The organism is Paludisphaera soli (assembly GCF_011064595.1).
GTDB classification, from domain to species: domain Bacteria; phylum Planctomycetota; class Planctomycetia; order Isosphaerales; family Isosphaeraceae; genus Paludisphaera; species Paludisphaera soli.
The window spans coordinates 209,818-228,251 of the sequence record NZ_JAALJI010000004.1 but is presented as its reverse complement, the minus strand read 5'-3'; the positions used below and the strand labels follow the sequence as shown (position 1 = coordinate 228,251).

The following is an 18,434-nucleotide window of genomic DNA, read 5'->3' as shown; positions in this document are numbered from 1 at the left end:
GAGCGCGGGGGCGGTCAGGGGCGGCGGGTGACCGCGGAGGTCGGCGGGCGATAGGTGCTGCGCGACCGACGTCCGGGGTCGGTGTCGTAGCGGGTCGAGAAGCTGGTCGTGCGGTCGCGTACCGAGAAGTAGCCGGAGACCGAGCGGCCCGACATGTCGAACCGGCCCGTGCCGTCCGTCCCCCCGTAGTTGGGACGGGCCTTCGGGGCGGACATGTTGGACCGCCGGGGTGCGGTGGAATACTTCTTCTGGTTGGAGACCTGGGACTTGGCTTGCCCTTGGATCTGGTCGGCGAGGCCGCCGAACTGGGCCGAGGCCGGGCTGGCGAAGGCCGCCGAGACCAGGGCGAAGGCGGTCAACGAGAGGGCGCGCTTCATGATGGTTGGCGTCTCTGGGGAAAGACCAAGCATCCCAGGCGACCGGGACCGATCGCCTCCGACATCTCCATGATCGCCCGGAACCCGCCCGAGATCAAGCCGATCGGGCCGAGAAGAGGTCCGGCCGGGTGCGCCGGACGCCCCCGCGGTCATCGCCGGGCGAAGCGTTCGCGGACGGCCTTGCGGTAATACTGCTTGGCCAGGATCTGGAACAGGTCGTCCTTCTGGCCCCCTCGGGTGAGGTCCTGCCCCTTCTTGACCACCCCGATATAGCCGACGAGCATCTCGTCGGTGGCGGCCGGTCCCCAGGTCACGAGTTTGGGCGGGCTGTGGGGGTTCCGGGGGTGGGCCGAGTTGTCGAAGTGGGCGACGACGTGGACCGTGGACCCTTTGGGGAGCGGGATCCGCTCCTTGAAGTAGAAGGTGTTCTGCCAGGCGGGGTCCCAGGCGGGGATGTCGATCAGGTCGCGGTTGGAGCCGTCGGGCAGGGTCGCGGTCATGCGGAAGTCGCGGCCGAGCTGATGCATGTGGGGGGTGACGGCCAGGGCCTCGACGTCGACGGGGACGTACCAGTCCGCCTTGATCTCGACGTTGGGATCGCCGGCCGGGAGCCGGAGCTTGTCGTTGGTGGCGTTGGCCCAGTGGATCGACTGCTCCACCGGCTTGCGGCAGAGGTGCAGGCCGATCCGGGAGCGGTCGACCTCGGGCTTGCCGGTGGGATGGTAGTGGACCTGGAGGATGACGTCGGACCCTCGCGAGATCAGCCGGCCCACGCCGTCGGGGAGGTGGACCACCTGGTTGCCGGCCGCGAAGCCCCCGAGGTCGCCGTCGACCGGGACGCCCGCGCCGGAGTACGAGGTATAGCCGGGCCCCGCCTCGGCCTTGTCGCGCAGCCGGCCGCCGCCGTTCAGGTCCAGGAACCCCATCATGTGGTGGACGACCTTGCGGTTGCCGGGCAGGTATTCGACGGCCGAGATGTAGACGTCGCGCGAGAGGCGGGAGGGGATGACGAAGCAGCGATAGATGTCCGGCCCGTCGGCCGGGACCTGGAACTCCTCCAGCATCTCCAGCTCGACGTCGGGCTCGCCCAGGATCCAGGCCCCGTCCCCGGCGGCGACCGCGGTCGTCGTCTCGGCCGGGTCGTCGCCGCTCGGCTCCCCCTCGGGGGCGTCGGCTTCGGCCCAGGCGCGGAGGGTGGCGATCTCGGCGTCGCTCAGGGAGGGGTCGTGTTTGAGCGCGGGGCCGAATTTGGGGTTGGCCTTCCACGGCGGCATCACGCGCGACTCGGCGACGTCCGCCAGGTCGTGCGCCCGCTTGCGGGCCTGGCCGTAGGTCTCCAGCTGGAAGGGGGCGACGTTGTCCTTGCGATGGCAGCCGACGCAACGGGCCTGGAGGATCGGCCGGACGTCGCCCCAGTAGGTCGGCGCCGAGCCCGAGGAGCCGCCGAGCGCGGATCCCGCCCAGGACGTGATCGTCGCGAAGGCCAGGACGAGGGCCGCGGTGCGAGCGGCCCCTTCGAAACGTCGAGTCCCCATGAAGACGCGTTCTCCAGGTTGTGCGGAGCGAGAACCGAACGGTCCGGACGACTCCCTTCAGGACCGATCCCCGCCGGGGCCGCCCGGTCCCGGGACGCGTCTCCCCGACGAACGACGGGGATCGAACCGGCTCGCTCGGGGGATGGCGCGCGACGCACCGCGCAAGGGCGGACGACGAACGGGAGCCCGAGGAAGGCCCGACTTGAGAACGCGATGGATAGTCTTGAAATTTGTCGAGAGAAGAGACGAAGCGACCTTTACGGTATCATCCCGCATCGGCGTCGACAAGGCTCTGAGATCGGAATTTCTTCGGATTGGCACCTCTGATTCCCAGGACCGACACCCGGCGTCGGGTTGCATGGCGAGGCGGGGGGGGGTCCAATGAGGGATGAGTTCGAAGACGCGACCCCTGGAATGAATCGGAGCCTCATCATGAACCGCTGGATCCCCCGCATCCTCGCGCTGGCGGCCCTGGCCCTGGCGACGTCCGCGACGGCGGTCGCCGCCGACGACGCCGACGCTCCGGCCCGGAAGATCGCCGAGAAGGTGACGACCGAAGGCGCGGCGATCTTCGACACCTTCGACGCCCACGCGATGGCGGCCACCTACGCCGACGACGCCGTGCTCACCCTGTACAAGAAGGAAGACGGCAAGCTCGTGCGCGAGGTCCGCGAGGGCCGCGCCGCCGTCGAGGCCGCCTACGCCGAGCTGTTCAAGAACCCGGAGACGATCAAGTCCCGCAACACCGTCGAGCATGCCCGGCTCGTGAGCCCGGACGTGCTGACGATCGGCGGGGTGTTCGACACGAACTCGCTCAAGCCCGACTCGATCAAGGTCCCGTTCCACCAGGTTCGCCGCGAGAAGGACGGGAAGTGGGCGATCGCGAGCATGGAAATCTACCTGACCTTCGGCAAGTAAGCGCCGCGGCGGCGACGGCCGCGGCGTGGCCCGACCGGGCGCCGCGCTGGCCGGTCGCGCCGATGGCGCCGGTGCTGGCGGCCCTGGTCGTCGGGACGGTCCTGGACCGCCGGTTCGCCCCCTGGGGGTCGGCCGTCTGGTCGTCCTGGCTCGTCGCCTTCGCGGCCGTCGCGCTTCTGACGTCGCGGCGGCCCCGGATCTCCGGCCTGGCCCTGGCGGCGGCCCTCGCGGCGGCCGGCGGGGCCCATCACCACCTCCGCTGGTTCGACGTCCCGCCCGACGACCTGGCGGCGGTCCTGGACGAGACGCCGGCGCCGGCCTGGGTCCGCGGCCACGTCGAGGAGGTCGTCGGCCTCCGCCGCCGCGAGGGCCGCTCGCCGGGCGACGACGCGCGCGAGCGGACCCGCTTCACGCTCCGCATCGCCGCCGTCAGCGACGGCTCGACGTTCCGACCGGCGACGGGCCGGGCCGACGTCTTCGTGCAGGGCGACCGCTCGGACCTGGTCGCCGGCCAGCCCGTGCAGGTCGCGGGACGGCTGGCTCGCGTCGCCGGCCCGCTCAACCCGGGCGAGTTCGACCGCCGCGCCCACCTCCAGGCGCGAGGGATCCGGCTGACGATGGGGGTCGACGAGCCCTCGGGCGTCATGCCCGACCCCGAAGGATCCTGGTCCTGGCGGCGGGGCTGGCTCGGCTCCCTGCGGGCCTGGAGCCGGGATCGCCTGGTCGAGGGGCTCGACCCGGCCGTCGCGCCGCTGGCCTCGGCCCTGGTGCTGGGCCTCCGCGACGAGATCGACGCCGAGGTCGACGACGCGTTCGCCCGGACCGGGACCACGCACCTGCTGGCGGTGTCCGGGCTCCAGCTCCAGGTGCTCGCCTGGGCGATCGGCATGGTCCTGGTGGTCGTCGGCGTCCCCAGGCGTCTGCGGTACGCGCTGGTGGCGCTCTCGGCGATCTGGTACGCGATGCTCGTCGGCTGCTCGCCGTCGGTCACGCGGTCGATGGTCATGACCGTCTCGTTCTGCGCGGCGCTGGCGGCGAGCCGGCAGGCGCGGGCCGGCGACGCCCTGGCGCTGGCCGGGACGCTGACGATCCTGTTCAACCCCGCCTTCCTGTTCGACGTCGGCTGCCAGCTCTCGTTCCTCGCGGTCGTCGCCCTCATCTGGCTGACCTCGCCGGCGACGCGGCTGCTCGGGGCCTTGCGGGCGCGGGCGTTCGGCCCCCCCGACCCGCTCGACGAGTTGGAGTCGTGGAACCGGACGCCGCTCGAACGCTTCCGACGGTTCGTCTCGCGGCAGGCGGCGCAGCTCGCGATGGCCTCGGCGATCGTCTGGGCCGTGGCGGCGCCCCTCTCGGCGCTCCGATTCCACCTGATCTCGCCGGTGGGGATCCTCCTGAACGTCCCCCTGGTGCCGCTGACCTCGCTGGCCCTGCTGGCGGGGGCCCTCAAGCTGACGATGGCGGCGGCGGGCCTCTGGCCGGCGGCCTGGGCTCTCGGCCGGGTCGTCGGCGGGCTGCTGGGGCTCTCCGAGGTCGTCGTGAAGTGGGGCGCGGCGGTCCCCGGCGGGCACTGGTACACGCCCGGCCCGCCCGAGCGCTCGGTCTTCGCCTTCTACGTCCTGCTGGCGGTCGCCGTCTACCTGTTGCACGCCGGTCCCCGCCGGGAGGGCCCTCGCAAGGGCTGGATGTGGGCGCGAGGGATCGCCTGGGGCCTGGTGCTGGGATTCCTCCCGGGCTGGACCTTCTCGGGGATCGGCCGGCGGCCGGCGACCCTGGAGGCGGACGTCCTGGCGGTCGGGCACGGCCTGGCGATCGTCGTGCAGACTCCCGAGGGGAAGACGTTCTTGTATGATTGCGGGAAGATGGACGATCCCGGGGTCGGGCGCCGGATCGTCGCCCCGGCGCTCTGGTCGCGCGGGGTCTCGCGGATCGACGCCGTGTTCCTCAGCCACGCCGACCAGGACCACTTCGACGGCCTGCCGGACCTCCTCGACCGATTCGCCGTCGCCGAGGTCGTCGTCCCCCCAGACTTCGTCGGCCGCGACAACCCGGCCGCGATGCAGCTGATGGCGACGCTGGGCGAGCGGGGCGTCCCCGTCCGCACGCTGGCCGCGCCGGCCGTCTGGCGGTCGGGGACGACGCGGTTCGAGGCGGTCCACCCCCCGGCCGGCTGGTCCCCCGGCGCGGCCGACAACGCCCGCAGCCTGGTGCTGGACGTGGAGCACCGGGGCCGTCGCCTGCTCCTGACCGGCGACCTGGAGCAGCTCGGCCTGTCCGAGCTGCTGGCGAGGCCCGAGCCCGAGCCGCCGATCGACGTGCTGCTCGCCCCTCACCACGGCGGCCGGGCGGCCAACCCTCCGAGGCTCTTCGAGTGGGCGCGGCCCCGGGTCGTCGCCGTCAGCCAGAAGCCGCCGGTCGCCGGATCGGCGGACGCGTTGACGCCCCTGGAAGGGGGGGATATCGTGATCCTGAGGACCTGGAAGGCCGGCGCGATCCTCCTGAGATGGTCGCCCGAGGGCATCGTCGCGCGAGGGTTCCGAGAGCCCGAGCGTGATACGGAGGGGCGGCCGGGATGAAGTGGCTCATCGCATCGCTGGGGTTCGGCTCGGGGCTGTTCGCCGCCCTGGCGATGGTCGTCGTCGAGTTCGGCGCGTGGGCGCTCGTCATGCCCAGGCGGATCTCCGAGCCCGCTCCGCGTCGCTGGCGCCAGGGCCGCCGACCGGCCTCGGATCCGAAGTCGGCGGTCGAGGGCGAGGCGGCGGCCGGGGCGGCGATCCTGGAGGAGAGCGGCGCGATCCAGGTCCGGGCGGCCGACGGCGTGGAACTGGCGGGGCGATGGGCACCGGCCGACGGGCCGACCGGCCGCGTGATGATCCTGGTCCACGGCTTCATCGACGGCCCCGGCATGATGATGGTCGACCGCGCGCCGGCGATCCTGGCTCGGGGATGGAACGTGGCGGCGATCGACCTGCGGGGATACGGCGAGAGCCAGGGGGAATACTCTAGCTTCGGGGGGCGCGAGGCCGGCGACCTCCGCGCCTGGCTCGACGCCCTGGCCGACCTCGTCCCGGCCGGCGAGCCGTTCGCCCCGGTCGTCTGGGGCCGCTCGATGGGCGCGGCGATCGCGCTCCGGGCGGGCGTCGAGGACGAGCGGGTGCGGGCCCTGGTTCTGGAGGCGCCGATGGTCGACCTGCAGGCGTCCGTGGCGACCGTGATGCGCAACCGCCGCCTGCCGATGGCCCCCGTGCTCTCGCGGCTGGTCGTCCGCCGCGCGGGCCGGATCGCCGGGACGCCGCTGGGCCGGCCGAGGCCGCTGGACCTGGCCGGCCGATTCGACCGGCCCGTCGTGGTCGTCCACGGGACCGACGACGACCTGATCCCGACGTCGTTCGCCCGCCGGCTCGCCGAGTCGTTCCCCTCCCCCGCCCCGCTCCTCGAAGTCGCCGAAGCCCGACACGCGGACGTCGCCCGCGTGGGGGGCCGGGCCCTGCTGGACGAGGTGCTCGACTTCGTGGATCGGTCGATCTGACCGGGGCGGATCGTCGACGAGGCCGCGTCAGGGCTTCCGCGCGACCTGCTCCGTCCGATCCAGCCGGGCCAGCGTGGCGAGCGCCAGGTCGGACGCGACCGAGCGGTCCACACTGTGGGCGCGGACCCATTCCAGATGCTCGCGCGCTTCCGCGACCTTGTGCTTGCGCAGGAGATCGAGCGCGACCATCGTGCGGGCCTCGGCCCGCTGGACGTCGTTGCCGGCTCGGTCGACGAGGTCGGCGTCGGCGAGGTCGCCGTTGAGGTGCATCAGGACCGGCCGGGGCCAGGCGTCCTGCTGCGGCAGCTTGGCCAGGGCTTCTTCCAGGAACGCGTAGGCGGCCGGGTCGCGGCCGACTCGGCGCTCGGCCAGCACCCCGAGCATCGCCATGTAGGGAGAGGCCGGGTCGTCCCAGCCCTTCAGGTTGAGATAGGCGCGGGCGTCGGTCTCGGCGCCGTCGACGTCGGCGCAGAGGCGGGACCAACCTCGGGCGATGTAGGATTCGCCGCGGCGGGGGTCGGCGGCGACGGCCTTATCGAAGGCGGCGATCGCCCCGGCCCAGTCGCCCGACGCCTGGAGCGAACGGCCTTCCGCCAGGCGCGTCTGGGCCTCGCTCGCGGGCTCGACGCGCGGCGCGGGGGTGCGTACGGCCATCCGCTCGCGGGACATCTCGGCGAAGACCTTGTGGGCTCCGCCGTACGAGGCCAGGAGCTTCGGGTCGGCCTCCTCGACGGCCTGGTAGTCCGCCAGGGCCTGCTCCCGGAGCCCGAGCTTGGCGTAGACGTTGCCCCGGTTGAAGTGGACGATCGCGTTGCGAGGGGCGAGCTTCACCGCCTCGCCCAGGTCCTCCAGCGACCGCTCATACTCGCCGAGCATGAAGTAGGCCAGGCCGCAGTTGGTCCGAGCCCCGGCGTTCTTGGGGTCGAGGGCGATGGCGCGGTCGAGGTCGGCCACGGCGTCTTCGTAGCGGGCCAGGCTGTTATAGGCGGCGCCTCGGTTCTGGTACGCCTTGGCGTTCTTGGGGTCGATCGCGATCGCCCGGTCGAGCGCGACGAGGGCCTCCTGATGCCTCCCCATCCGTTCGAGGACGCCGCCGCGGTCCTTGAGCGTCTCGGAGTCGTCGGGCCGGAGCCGGCCGACGACCTCGAAGTCGGCCAGGGCCTCGTCGTTGCGACCGAGCCGCGAGCGGAGCGCCCCGCGCAGGCGGTAGGCGAAGGCGTAATTCGGGTCGACCTCGACGGCGCGGGAGTAATCGGCCTCGGCGCGGTCGTCCTGCTTCAGATCTTCCAGGAGCCGCCCCCGGCTGGCGAACGCGCGGGGATATCCCGGCCCGAGGCGGACGGCCTCGTCGAGGTCCGCCAGCGCGCGGGGGAAGTCGCCGAGGGCGCGATGGACGTCCCCCCGGCCGATGTGGCTGTTCGGGTCGCCGGGGAAGATCCGGATGGCCTGGTCGTACTCGGCCAGGGCCTCGTCGTTGCGGTTCAGCCGATGGTGGACCTGGGCGAGCCCGGCGAAGGCGGTCGCCCTCGCCTCCTGCACCGCATCCCGCCCGCCGCGGCCGATCCCCCGGGCGCCGTTGAGCGGGACCTCCCACAGGCGGATGGCGCGGACGAAGGCCGCCTCGGCCTCGTCCAGGCGGCCGAGCATCAGCAGCGCGACCGCGCGGTCGGTGTGGCCCGAGGTGTTGAGCGGGTCGCGCCGGATGACCCGGTCGAAATCGCCGACGGCCTTCGACGGCCGGTCGAGCCGCAGGTAGACGTTGCCGCGCCGGACCAGAGCCTCCAGGTCGTTGGGATGGCGTTCGAGGACGGCGTCGAGCCGCGGCAGGGCCTCGGCGTATCGCCCGGCGCGTTCGAGCGTGAACGCCTCGTCGCGGAGGTCGTTGGTCGACGCCGCCAGGGCCGCGAGGCCGCTCCAGCAGGCCAGGACGAGCCAGGCCGCGAGCGGGGGCTTCTTCACCGTCATTGCGAGCGACCGTCCTTAGTCAGGCCTCGGCTTCGATCGAACCCACCCCCTTCCTCATCGGCCCGCGCGGCGGCCCGCCGACGCCGTATGGCGCCCCGGAAATCCGCCGCCGCGCGGGTTCTCGCAAGCTTTCCGTCCTTCGCGGAAACGACCGTGGGCGCGATGAATCCGCGCCTCGCGACGGTCCGCCCTGTCCCGAATGTTCCGGGCGCGCCGGGCCGGGGCGGACGACCGGCCCGATCGCCCCGGTCGGCGTCATCGGAGGCCGGCGATCACCGACCTCGCGTCCGCGAACGTCTGCATCTGCGAGGTGCTCTTTTCGAGGATCGCCTGCTGCTTCTGGGCGAGGGGCTGGAACTTGATGAGCTCCAACTGCGCGCTCGATTCGATCATCGGCGACCTGACGAGAGCCCCCAGGGGGGCCTGGCCCCTCGGGGCAGGTCGTCCTTCGAGGCCCTCGACTCCGGGACGGGCCGTGGGGCCACCCGTCGTCCACGCGGGCATTGCGCGGGGCACGATCGCCGACTACCGAGATCGGGTCTTAACCTTGACGATGCCGATCGGCTGCAGCCGGCGAGTTTCACGACAGGCGGCTTCCTTCCTCAGTGAGGACGAACGTTCGGGAAAGGCCTTGCTGCTCGCCGGCGTGGACGCCCTTGTGGATTGCAGCGATTGGCCGGCCTGAGAACTGCCGTCGAGTACGCCGCGGCCGTTGATTCGGACCGGTGCCCCCGCCCTGAGTGTTCCATCCATGCATGGTCGGGAAACATGGCGATTCGGTCGATTCGTCGGGATCGATCCTAGTCGTGCCGCCCTCTCATCCGACAGTGATAGCAGCATGTCGCGTCGTGCGCGACTCGGAACCGTCCGGATCGTTCGCGGCCGACCGTCGACGACGACGGAGAAATCCAACTCATTTCGGAGCCTGAGAGATGGCAGGAAGCCGATCCGTTCGACCATCCCGTACGTTGCGGCCGCGCTCGCCGTCCTGACCATCGGCGCTGGGGCCGCGACGCAGGCGCAAACACTCGCGCCGAGCTATGCCGATCTGGTCGGCGCGGACTCGGCCGACGCAAGGGCGGCCGGGCTGATGGCGCAGCCCGGGACCGGCCTGACGCCGACGAGGCCCCGGGTCGAGATGGGGATCTTCGACACGATCACGTCGTCGATCTTCGAGGACCCCGACGACCCGAACGAGTGGCGCCCGCTGACCCTCGGGACGTTCTTCAGCGAGGGCTGGCGGGAGGCCTGGGCCGGCGGGCCGGCCGGTCAGTCCGGCCTGACGCCGCGACACGGCTGGCTGGGGTCCTTCGAAGGCGTCTTCTACCGTCTCTGGCTGGTGGACGGGATCTACCAGAACAACCTGAGCAAGCCGTTCGGAGGGGAGGGCTACAAGGGGGATTTCGCCATCTTCCTCCCCTTCAGCCGGCGGTTCGAGTTGTTCCTCAACGTCCCGTTCGTGACGGCCAACGGCACGGACGATCCGAGGCGCGGCTACCGCTCGGACTTCGGCGACATGTCCATCGCCGGCTCGTTCCTGCTCTCGGAGTCGAAGGCCTTCACCCAGCTCTTCACGCTGGGCACGATCGTGCCGACGGGCCAGGTCGAGACCGGGGGGAACCTGATGACCATCTTTCCGCGCTACTCGTTCTGGAGCAACCCGGGGGGCTCGTGGGTGGTGCGCGGCGGGACCGGCGTCAACGTGCCGCTCAACAAGAACGACCAGCGGCCCGTCCAGGCGTCCTCGGGCGGCGGCGCGCTGTTCGGCGAGTCCCCGTCCCAGACGAACCTCAACTTCGACGTGGCGGTCGGCCGCTACTTCACGCCCCACGACGTCGCATTCGGCGACCTGGTTGTCTACGCCGACTGCAACGTCGTCGTGCCGATGGAAGACCGCAACCGGTCGACCTACGTCGGCGTCGGCCCCGGCACGCGGTTCCAGATCGTCGGAGACTGGTACTTCCTCCACTACTGGGAGTTCCCGCTGACCGGCGACAAGCCGTTCGACTATCAGATGTCGACGGCCGTGGTCAAAGCGTTCTGACCCGTCGACGCGCGGACGGAGCGAGCGTGCGTGGCATCGGGACATTTTGGAACTCATTATATTCAAGGGCTACCTTTCGCGCATGGCGCGATCTAGGATGACGCCCACGGGGTCGGCGAGACGTCGCGTCGCACCGCGATTTCGCGGTCGGACCGCGAACGTCCCGGTCCCGTGGAGGATCGATCCATGACGCGCACCTTGTTGCGGAGTGTGGTTGCGGTCTCGCTGGTCGTCGCGTGGGCGACCACGACGGAGGCTTGCCACAAGCGGAGGGCCCGGGCCGCCGTCGCGTGCGTCGGCGCGCCGCAGGGCGACGCGGGATACGCCGCTCCGGCCTCCGCCCAATCGGGCTACTATGGCTCGCCGCAGGGCTACGCGGCACCGGCGGCCTACTCCGACGGCGGCTACCCCGCCGGGGCCTATGGCGGCTACCCCGCCGGGGCCTATGGCGGCTATCCCGCCGGGGCCGCCGCCGGCTATCCGGCCGGGGCGTACGGCGGCTATCCCGCCGGGGCCGCCGCCGGCTATCCGGCCGGGGCGTACGGCGGCTACCCCGCCGGGGCCACCGGCGGCTACGACTTCGGTCGCCCCGGCTACAACCCGGGCGGCCTCGGCGGGCCGGCGTCCGGGCTGGGTGTGCGGCCCGGCATGGGCCTCGGCGGCTTCGGCCCGGGACGTTGATCCGGAACCTCCGCGGGCCGAGAGGCCCGCGGAGGGGCCCGGGGCGGCGAGCGACCGCGAGGGGACGAAGCGAAGGAGAAGGCGAGATGCCTCGTCTCGGACTGGCGCTCTCCGGCGGCGGATTGCGGGCCACGCTGTTCCACCTGGGCGTCGTGCGGTTTCTGCACGACGCGGGTCGACTCCGCGACGTGACGCACATCGTCTCGGTCTCGGGCGGGAGCATCCTGGGGGCCCATCTCGCCCTGAACTGGGATCGGTACACCGGCACGACGGCCGACTTCGAGGAGGCCGCCGCGCGGATCATCGAGTTCGTCCGGTCCGACGCGCGGAATCAGATCGCGCGGCGGATCCCGTTCCTGTTCCCGCTCCGCTTCCTCCAACGGCTCTCGCTCAGCGGCGCGAGCCGACGCTTCACGCCCACGGGGCTCCTGGAGGGCCTTTATGCGAGCCGGCTCTACGGCGACGCCCGCGTGCACCAGCTGCCGGAGACGCCGGAGCTGCACCTGCTCACCACGAACGTGAGCGAGGGGGGCCTCTGCTCGTTCACCAGGGCCGGGCTGCTCATGCAGCGGAGGACGAGCGGGGGCGTCAAGGTCGACCTGCTCCCGGCCCGCCTGGCGACCGTCGCCCTGGCGGTCACGGCGTCCTCGGCCTTCCCCGGATTCTTCCCCCCGGCCTTGATCACGGCCGACGACCTCGGGCTCTCCGAGGGGGAGTTCCCGCCGCAGACGTTCACCGACGGCGGGGTGTACGACAACCTCGGCGTCCGGGCGTTGGACCTCCTCGAAGACCTCGACCCGACGCTCGACCAGCTCCTCGTGAGCGACGTCGGCAAGACGTTCCGCGTCGTCCGGCCCAGGCCTCTGGGGATGATCGGCCGGGCCCTCCGGGCCACCGACATCCTCTGGGACCGCGTCGGCCAGCTCGAGAAGCAGAAGTTCCAGGACGACCCCCGATTCCTGTTCGTCGCGGCCCTGGACCGGGTCTCCCCGGACGAGGACCCCACGGCGCTCCACCCGGTCGTCCAGACCGAGGTGGCCAACATCCGGACGGACATCGATCGCTTCTCCCCACTGGAGATCTCCGCGCTGGTCCAGCACGGCTATTGCGTGGCCCGGAAGCAGTGCCGAAGCCGCCCCGACGTCTACGGCGCGGACCTGCCCTCGACGCCGCCGTGGGACCCGATGAAAGGGGCCGGCGAGGCCGATCCCCGGCCCGCGCCGGCGGCCGTCGGCGACGCCTCCCCCGCGTCCCACGCCGCGCCTCCCGTGACCGCGCTGGTGACCAGCCAGGCCCTGGAACTCCGCCGCTCGGCCGACCGCCGCGTCTGGAGCACGCTGCTCGACTTCCACGACTGGCCCACCTACGTCTACATCCCGATCCTCGTCCTGCTCCTGGGCGTGCTCCCCGTCGCGGCCTACCGATACCGCCGCCAGGCCGTGGCCGACGCCGCGATCGTCGAGGCGATCGCCCACGGCAGCCCGGATTTCCGCAAGATCCTGGAGGTCGTGCAGCGGGCCGACCAGAGGGCGCGGACCCCGATGCCGGTCCTCGAGGCGTCCCGGGCGGCGGACGTGGACTACAAGGGCTTCGATTTCCTCAGCGACACCAGCATCGTCGACCTCCGCGACTGGCGATCGGGATCGCGAGACGCGGCTCGCTACTATCGCCGGGTCCGCGTCCGGAGGCGGGCGGGCGAGGACAGGCTGGTCCTCCAGTATCCCGGCATCCCGTTCGACCGGATCGACTTCCAGGCCGGCCCCGAGAAGCTGAAGCCCGTGGCGCGCCGCATCCCTCCCGAGGTCGGTGGCGGGAAGACGACCTGGGAGCTGGAGTTCGACATGTCCGGCGTGCGACCCGAGACCCCCGTCGACGTCGAGATCGAGGCGATCGTCCACGACTTCGAGGCCCGCAAGGGCAAGCAGGAGAACTGGCTGCGCTACTCGCCCCCCGCCCGGACGGAGCAGGCGTCTGTCTGGGTCCTGTTCCCGGACTCGCGGCCGTATAAGGACTACCGCCTCGTCCGCTACGCGGCCGACGACCCCTCCACGGCCCGTGAGATCGAGTCGCAGTACACGATCGACCACCCCTACGGATCGATCATCGCCTGGTCGATCCTCAACGCCGAGCCGGGTTACGTCTACGAATGCGAATGGACCGTCGACACCTCCGATTGACCGCCGATCGCACCGCGTCGATCCAGCAGCATGCTCGTGCGGAGACCGCCCGCCGAGTCGTCGCCGCGCTTCCCTTCGTGGTCGCGACCCCGCCCTGCGAGAGGCCCCTGCTTGACCGGCCTGGATTTCGACGGGCGGCCTCGGGCCTCCGCGTCCACGCCCTTGGCACCGGCCTCGGCCGTTCGACGCCAGGCGGACGAAATCCAACGCTCCGCGCCGACAAGGGGTGCGACGACGCCGACGTCCGCGAGGTCGTGGAGCTGTGAGGGTTGACGGCCCACATCAAGGCGCGGGGCGAGGAGGCGGCGGAGCAGGCCGCGATCCCCGGGCTATCGGGCCCGCCGCCGGGTCGATAGGCTCTCGCCGTCGGGAGCGTGACAGGATCTTCGCCGGGTCGATTCGAGCCGCTTGGTCACTCGGTCTCCTCGATGGACCGGACGACGGCCAGGACCTGGTCGGAGAGTTCCTTGTCGGCCAGGTCGGACCACTGGGCGAGCGCCAGGAAGGTCCGCCTCGGGGTGCGGAAGCAGCGGATCGAGGCGGCGTTCGTCATGTCGAGCGTGAGGAATTCCAGGTCGTGCCCGGTGGCGGCGTGGTCGTTGATCGTCTCCAGGACCGGGTGCGCCTCCAGGTCCGGGTAGTCGTCGCGCATCGCCTGGAGGGCGGCGTCGGCGATCTCGGCCGGGTCGGGCCGCGAGTCGTCGGTCTGGATGACGGCGAAACCCAGGCCGTCGGGGGCCTGGACCGCCACGGTCCGCACGGCGCCCTCCTCGGTCTCCTCCAGCACCCAGTCGGGGGGATACTCGAACCGGAGCCCCTGCTCGTCGTAAGTCTGGACCGACACCGCGCGCCTCCTTCGCTGGAAAGCCTGCCGCCACGAACCCGGACGCGCCGCGATCCCGAGCGCCGCAAGATCCGGACGGCCGATGGTAACGCGCCGCGGGGCGACCGCCAATCGCGAGCCGGCCGCGCGGCGGCGAGGCTTGACCCGCCGCGCGCGCATTCCCTATAGTTCGGTCTCCGCGCCGCCGGGGCGACGATCGGCCGACTCCAATCCACGGGCGAGATCTCGATGAAGCGACCTTTTCGGATCATCACGGCGGGACTGCTGGCCGCGACGGGGCTCGCGTGCGCCGGCCCGACCACGGCGGCCGCCTCGGATCGGAAGCCGAACGTGGTGTTCATCCTGGCCGACGACCTCGGCTACACCGACGTCGCCTGCTACGGCAGCAAGTTCTACCGGACCCCGAACATCGACCGGATGGCGACCGAGGGGATCCGCCTCACCGACGGCTACACCTGCGGGCCGAACTGCCAGCCGACCCGCGCGGCCCTGATCAGCGGCCAGTACGGGCCCCGCACCGGGATCTACACCGTGGGGTCCATCGAGCGGTTTCCCTGGCGGACCCGGCCGCTCCGGCCGGTCGACAACGCCGCGAAGCTCCCGCTGGACACCTACACGCTGGCCCAGGCCGTGAAGGAAGCCGGCTACGCGACGGCCCACTTCGGCAAGTGGCACCTCGGCCAGGACGACGCGCACCACCCCTCGAAGCGAGGCTACGACGAGGCGATCGTCTCCATGGGCCGGCACTTCGACTTCGAGACCATCCCCAAGGTCGACGTGCCCGAGGGGGCGTATCTCGCCGACTTCCTCACGGATAGGACGGTCGACTTCATCGCCCGCCACAAGGACGAGCCGTTCTTCGTGGCCCTCCACCACTTCGGCGTGCACGCGCCGTATCAGGCCAAGCCGGACGTCGTCGCCCGGTTCGTCGGTACGAAGCCGGTCGGCGGCCACCACGACACGACCTATGCGGCGATGATCGCCAGCGTCGACGAGAGCGTGGGCCGGGTGCTGAAGACCATCGACGACCTGGGCCTGGGCGCCGACACGCTGGTCGTCTTCACGAGCGACAACGGCGGCGTCGGCGGCTATTCCCGCGAGGGGATCCAGACCGGCAAGGAGCCCACCGACAACGCCCCCCTGCGCGGCGGGAAGGGGATGCTCTACGAGGGGGGCGTGCGCGTCCCCTACGTCTTCCGGTGGACCGGCAAGATCCCGGCCGGGACGACGAGCGACCAGCCGATCAACAGCGTCGACCTGTATCCGACCCTCCTGGAAATCACCGGCGGCCGCGCGAAATCGACGCTCGACGGCACCGGCTACCTGCGGCTGCTCACCAGCGGCGGCAAGGACCGCCCGGGGCGTGACGCGCTGTACTGGCACTTCCCGGGCTACCTCGGCGCCTCGAAGGGCGACTGGCGGACCACGCCCGCCGGCGCGATCCGCGACGGCGACTGGAAGGTCGTCGAGTTCTTCGAGACCGGCAAGGTCGAGCTGTACAACCTCCGCGACGACCCCGGCGAGACCCGCGACCTCGCCGCCGCACAGCCCGACCGCGCCGCCGCCTTGCACGCCAAGCTCGTCGCCTGGCGGAAGCACGTCAAGGCCCCCATGCCCACCCCACACACCCCCCAGCCCGAGGCCGCCAAGAAGAAGCGGAACCGCGCCGCCGACCCGGACGACGACGAGCCGGAGTGAGTCCGTCGCGCGTAGCACCTACCACCCGAGCAGGTGGATGCACAGGTCGAGGAAGCCGGGGGCGTCCGACCGGAGCGGCATGGCGAGGGCTCGGTGATCGGCCACGTCCTCGGCGGTCACGGCGACGGCAATCGGCGGGGACTCGATGCGACCGACGCCGCCGTCGGCAGTCCGGACGTAGGTGATGACCAGCCGGGCGGTGTAGGACCCGGGAGCCGGGAGCGAGGCGGGATTCAGGCCCGTCCAGATCGAAGCCCTCTGCTCGACGCTCCCACCCGGCTCGATGGTCGCGGTCGGGTCGCCGGGCAGACTCGTCCCGAGCCACTTCAGGCCCGATTCGCCAAGGCCCCGGAAACCGACCGGACGGCCGGCGGCGTCCTCCAGGCGAGTCTCGATCCGGAAGGCGTCTCGGGCGCCGCCTCTCGCGTTCGCGAGCGTCAGCAGCCCTCCGGAAGCGTTCCGGATCGTCGCCTTCAGGTCGTCCGCGAACAGCGGATTGGCGAGCACCCGGGCGGTGAGCAACGACGGATGGCGGGTGAAACCCCAGCTCGTCTCCGGCGAGCCCGCCCGCAGGCTCCGCGCCTGATCCTCCGGGCCGACGAGCGTGACATCGACGACCAGGCCGTCCTCGTTCGGAGCGGGCGCATGGTCGGCCAGGACGCGGACCGCCGGATCGCCACGCGGGGCGGCCCGTCGGACGACGAGGCAGGTCGCGGCGACCACGAGGAGCGCAGCCGCGAGGCCGATCCGAAGACTCCTCATCTCACTCGCCGACATGGCGTCGCCCCCGAGGCAGGAACGAGCCCGGCCCGGCTCGCGAGGTGTGCGAGGCCGGGCCCGGGGATCAGGACCGACAGAGGTCGGGCCGACGCGTCAGAATGCGTCGGAGCTGACGACCTCGCCCCCCTGGGTGGAGGCGATGGCCTGGTAGGTTGGCGGGCTGACGGAGTTCTTGATGAACTTCACGCTGCCGTCGCAGAAGCCGACGTTCACGCCGCCGGAGTGATTGCTGCGGGCGGCGATGATGACGAGGTTGTCGGGGCCGCCGATGCACGGAGGGTTCTTGCCGAAGGGGTAGTTGCAGTAGCCGGAGCTCTGCATCCAGTCGGGCTTCGAGCTGTTGGGGGTCAGGAAGCCGGAGAAGTTGGCGGCGTAGGCCCAGTGCGAGAAGCCGCGGAGGTCCCAGCTCGCGCCGGACTGGCCGACGATGACCTCGGAGACCATCATCGTGTTGCTCAGGCCGTCGGTGATCGAGGAGAACCGGATCGTGCCGTTGCGGGCGCCCTGGCCGCCCCCCGCCGCGATGTCCGGGAAGGGGGAGCCGACGTCGCCGAAGGGGGCGCCCCGGAAGTCGTAGCGGATGCCGTTGTCTAGGAAGTAGGGCTGGAATGAGCCCCCCTGGACGCTCCCCTGCTGCATGGTGATGTTGCCGAAGTTCACGACGTAGTTCTGCGACGTGACGAGCTTGCCCAGCGCGCCGATGCCGACGGTCTGGGTGTTGTTGCCGTCGCTGGGGCACATGTAGGCGTTCACGCGCGTCGACGTGACGGTGATGTTGGCGTCGCCCGCGTAGCGGAACAGGCCCTCGGAGCCGATGCTGGCGGCCAGGCTCGAATCGTTGTTGCCCGAGGCGTTCCACGAGTTGAAGAGCGCCTGCTGCTCGACGAACGGCAGGACGGGGATCAGCCACGAGCCCCAGCAGCAGCCCCGCATCCCCTGCGGGAGCGCCCCGTTGGAGCTCTCGTAGTTGTGCATGCCCAGGCCGATCTGCTTGAGGTTGTTCACGCATTGCGCCCGGCGGGCCGCCTCGCGCGCCGACTGGACGGCGGGGAGGAGCAGGGCGATGAGGACGGCGATGATGGCGATCACCACCAGCAGCTCGATCAGGGTGAAGCCCGACTTCCGACGCGACTCGATCATGATGGATGTTCCTTCGATTTCGACGTTTTGCGACGAGGGCGAGGCGGTCACTTCGTGGTCAGCTCGAAGTTGGCCTCGGTCGACCCGCCGGGGCCGACCTCGGCGGTCAGGGTGGACGCCGCGTTGTACTGCTTGGGGATGGGGTCCGGCGCGGCCTTCTTGGGGGGCATGCCGGGGGCGGCCTTCTCGGCGGGGGCGTCGCCGCCGGCCGATCGGATCGAGACCTTGTACTTGCCCGGGGTGGGGCCCTGGGCCGCGTCGATCGAATAGGCCCCGTCGATGACGGCGCCCCCGGATCCCACCGCGCCGGCCTGGCCCTCGGCCGGGTCGAACGTGATGGCCCCCTTCGTCAGGGGCGCGCCGTCGAGTGTGACCTTGCCGTAGACGGCCTTGCGGTCCAGGCCGTCGTACGACCCCTCGGAACAGCCGGCCGCGAAGATCGCCGCGGCGGCGGCCGACCACGCGAACGCGCGGGGGCCGATCATTGTCTGTCGGATGACACACCTCCTTCGGGCTTCGAGCGGGGCGCGCGGAGGCCCCGCGGCGGAGGGCCGAGCCCTCCCGCATGAATGGAGACTGGGACTCAAGAGGGCTTGCGGACCGTCCCCGAGGCTCGGGGAGCGGCGAGTGGGGCGTCGGCGCGGAGAGGTCGCCGGTGGAGCAAGGTTTCCGGAGAGATCATCGGTAGATACCGCGCGGCCTGTGTCATGTCAAAGACATTCTCTGGCGTGACATCGGATTTCTCTCGC

The 18,434-nt window shown here is 71.4% G+C and carries 16 protein-coding genes; 8 read left to right on the top strand and 8 right to left on the bottom strand.

Features of this window, described 5'->3' with window-relative positions; genetic code table 11:
* Positions 1 to 14 precede the first annotated feature (14 nt).
* A complete protein-coding gene (locus G6O68_RS07605; RefSeq protein ID WP_165246392.1) occupies positions 15 to 377 on the bottom strand; it encodes a hypothetical protein in 363 nt (120 codons plus the stop codon).
* A 149-nt stretch (positions 378 to 526) separates the two neighbouring features.
* On the bottom strand, positions 527 to 1,912 hold the full coding sequence (locus G6O68_RS07600) for a hypothetical protein (protein WP_165246391.1): 1,386 nt from the start codon (positions 1,910 to 1,912) through the stop codon (positions 527 to 529).
* 432 nt (positions 1,913 to 2,344) lie between these two features.
* Between G6O68_RS07600 and G6O68_RS07595 the strand changes: the two genes are divergently transcribed.
* From G6O68_RS07595 to G6O68_RS07585, 3 genes are all read left to right on the top strand, one after another.
* Positions 2,345 to 2,830: a YybH family protein gene (locus G6O68_RS07595; RefSeq protein WP_165246390.1), complete on the top strand. Its 486-nt coding sequence runs from the start codon at positions 2,345 to 2,347 to the stop codon at positions 2,828 to 2,830.
* Positions 2,831 to 2,892: 62 nt separating this feature from the next.
* Complete coding sequence (locus G6O68_RS07590; protein ID WP_165246389.1) at positions 2,893 to 5,403, top strand: ComEC/Rec2 family competence protein; 2,511 nt, start codon at positions 2,893 to 2,895, stop codon at positions 5,401 to 5,403.
* A complete protein-coding gene (locus G6O68_RS07585) occupies positions 5,400 to 6,356 on the top strand; it encodes an alpha/beta hydrolase (RefSeq protein WP_165246388.1) in 957 nt (318 codons plus the stop codon). The genes G6O68_RS07590 and G6O68_RS07585 overlap by 4 nt, the downstream gene beginning before the upstream one ends.
* A 27-nt stretch (positions 6,357 to 6,383) precedes the next feature.
* Here G6O68_RS07585 and G6O68_RS07580 read toward each other — a convergent pair whose 3' ends face one another.
* Together G6O68_RS07580 and G6O68_RS07575 are read right to left on the bottom strand one after the other, a co-directional pair.
* Positions 6,384 to 8,321, bottom strand: coding sequence for a tetratricopeptide repeat protein (locus G6O68_RS07580; protein ID WP_165246387.1), 1,938 nt, complete (start codon positions 8,319 to 8,321; stop codon positions 6,384 to 6,386).
* Between the two features lie 255 nt (positions 8,322 to 8,576).
* Entirely contained in the window at positions 8,577 to 8,714 is a 138-nt protein-coding gene (locus G6O68_RS07575) for a hypothetical protein (RefSeq protein ID WP_165246386.1), read from the bottom strand.
* A gap of 697 nt (positions 8,715 to 9,411) precedes the next feature.
* Here G6O68_RS07575 and G6O68_RS07570 point away from each other — a divergent pair.
* The 4 genes from G6O68_RS07570 (at position 9,412) to G6O68_RS07555 (ending at position 13,489) form a co-directional block, all read left to right on the top strand.
* Positions 9,412 to 10,365: a hypothetical protein gene (locus G6O68_RS07570; RefSeq protein WP_165246385.1), complete on the top strand. Its 954-nt coding sequence runs from the start codon at positions 9,412 to 9,414 to the stop codon at positions 10,363 to 10,365.
* Positions 10,366 to 10,551: 186 nt separating this feature from the next.
* Positions 10,552 to 11,046 carry a hypothetical protein gene (locus G6O68_RS07565; RefSeq protein WP_165246384.1) on the top strand — a complete coding sequence of 165 codons (495 nt, stop codon included), beginning with the start codon at positions 10,552 to 10,554 and terminating at the stop codon, positions 11,044 to 11,046.
* An 86-nt stretch (positions 11,047 to 11,132) separates the two neighbouring features.
* Positions 11,133 to 13,223: a patatin-like phospholipase family protein gene (locus tag G6O68_RS07560; RefSeq protein WP_165246383.1), complete on the top strand. Its 2,091-nt coding sequence runs from the start codon at positions 11,133 to 11,135 to the stop codon at positions 13,221 to 13,223.
* Complete coding sequence (locus tag G6O68_RS07555) at positions 13,199 to 13,489, top strand: hypothetical protein (protein ID WP_165246382.1); 291 nt, start codon at positions 13,199 to 13,201, stop codon at positions 13,487 to 13,489. Before G6O68_RS07560 ends, G6O68_RS07555 begins: the two co-directional genes overlap by 25 nt.
* Positions 13,490 to 13,635: 146 nt before the next feature.
* On the opposite strand, the gene G6O68_RS07550 is transcribed toward G6O68_RS07555, so the two are convergent.
* Positions 13,636 to 14,067 (bottom strand): hypothetical protein, encoded by a 432-nt coding sequence (locus G6O68_RS07550; protein WP_165246381.1) that lies wholly within the window; start codon positions 14,065 to 14,067, stop codon positions 13,636 to 13,638.
* A gap of 228 nt (positions 14,068 to 14,295) precedes the next feature.
* On the opposite strand from G6O68_RS07550, the gene G6O68_RS07545 reads away from it, so the two are divergent.
* On the top strand, positions 14,296 to 15,765 hold the full coding sequence (locus G6O68_RS07545; RefSeq protein ID WP_165246380.1) for a sulfatase: 1,470 nt from the start codon (positions 14,296 to 14,298) through the stop codon (positions 15,763 to 15,765).
* 18 nt (positions 15,766 to 15,783) lie between these two features.
* Here the strand turns inward: G6O68_RS07545 and G6O68_RS07540 are convergent, their stop codons facing one another.
* The 3 genes from G6O68_RS07540 to G6O68_RS07530 all read right to left on the bottom strand — a co-directional run bounded on the left by G6O68_RS07540 (position 15,784) and on the right by G6O68_RS07530 (position 18,170).
* Positions 15,784 to 16,527 carry a hypothetical protein gene (locus G6O68_RS07540; RefSeq protein WP_165246379.1) on the bottom strand — a complete coding sequence of 248 codons (744 nt, stop codon included), beginning with the start codon at positions 16,525 to 16,527 and terminating at the stop codon, positions 15,784 to 15,786.
* A gap of 111 nt (positions 16,528 to 16,638) precedes the next feature.
* Positions 16,639 to 17,685: a DUF1559 domain-containing protein gene (locus G6O68_RS07535; protein WP_165246378.1), complete on the bottom strand. Its 1,047-nt coding sequence runs from the start codon at positions 17,683 to 17,685 to the stop codon at positions 16,639 to 16,641.
* Between the two features lie 47 nt (positions 17,686 to 17,732).
* Positions 17,733 to 18,170, bottom strand: a complete 438-nt coding sequence (locus G6O68_RS07530) for a hypothetical protein (RefSeq protein WP_165246377.1) — start codon at positions 18,168 to 18,170, stop codon at positions 17,733 to 17,735.
* Between the last annotated feature and the right edge of the window lie 264 nt (positions 18,171 to 18,434).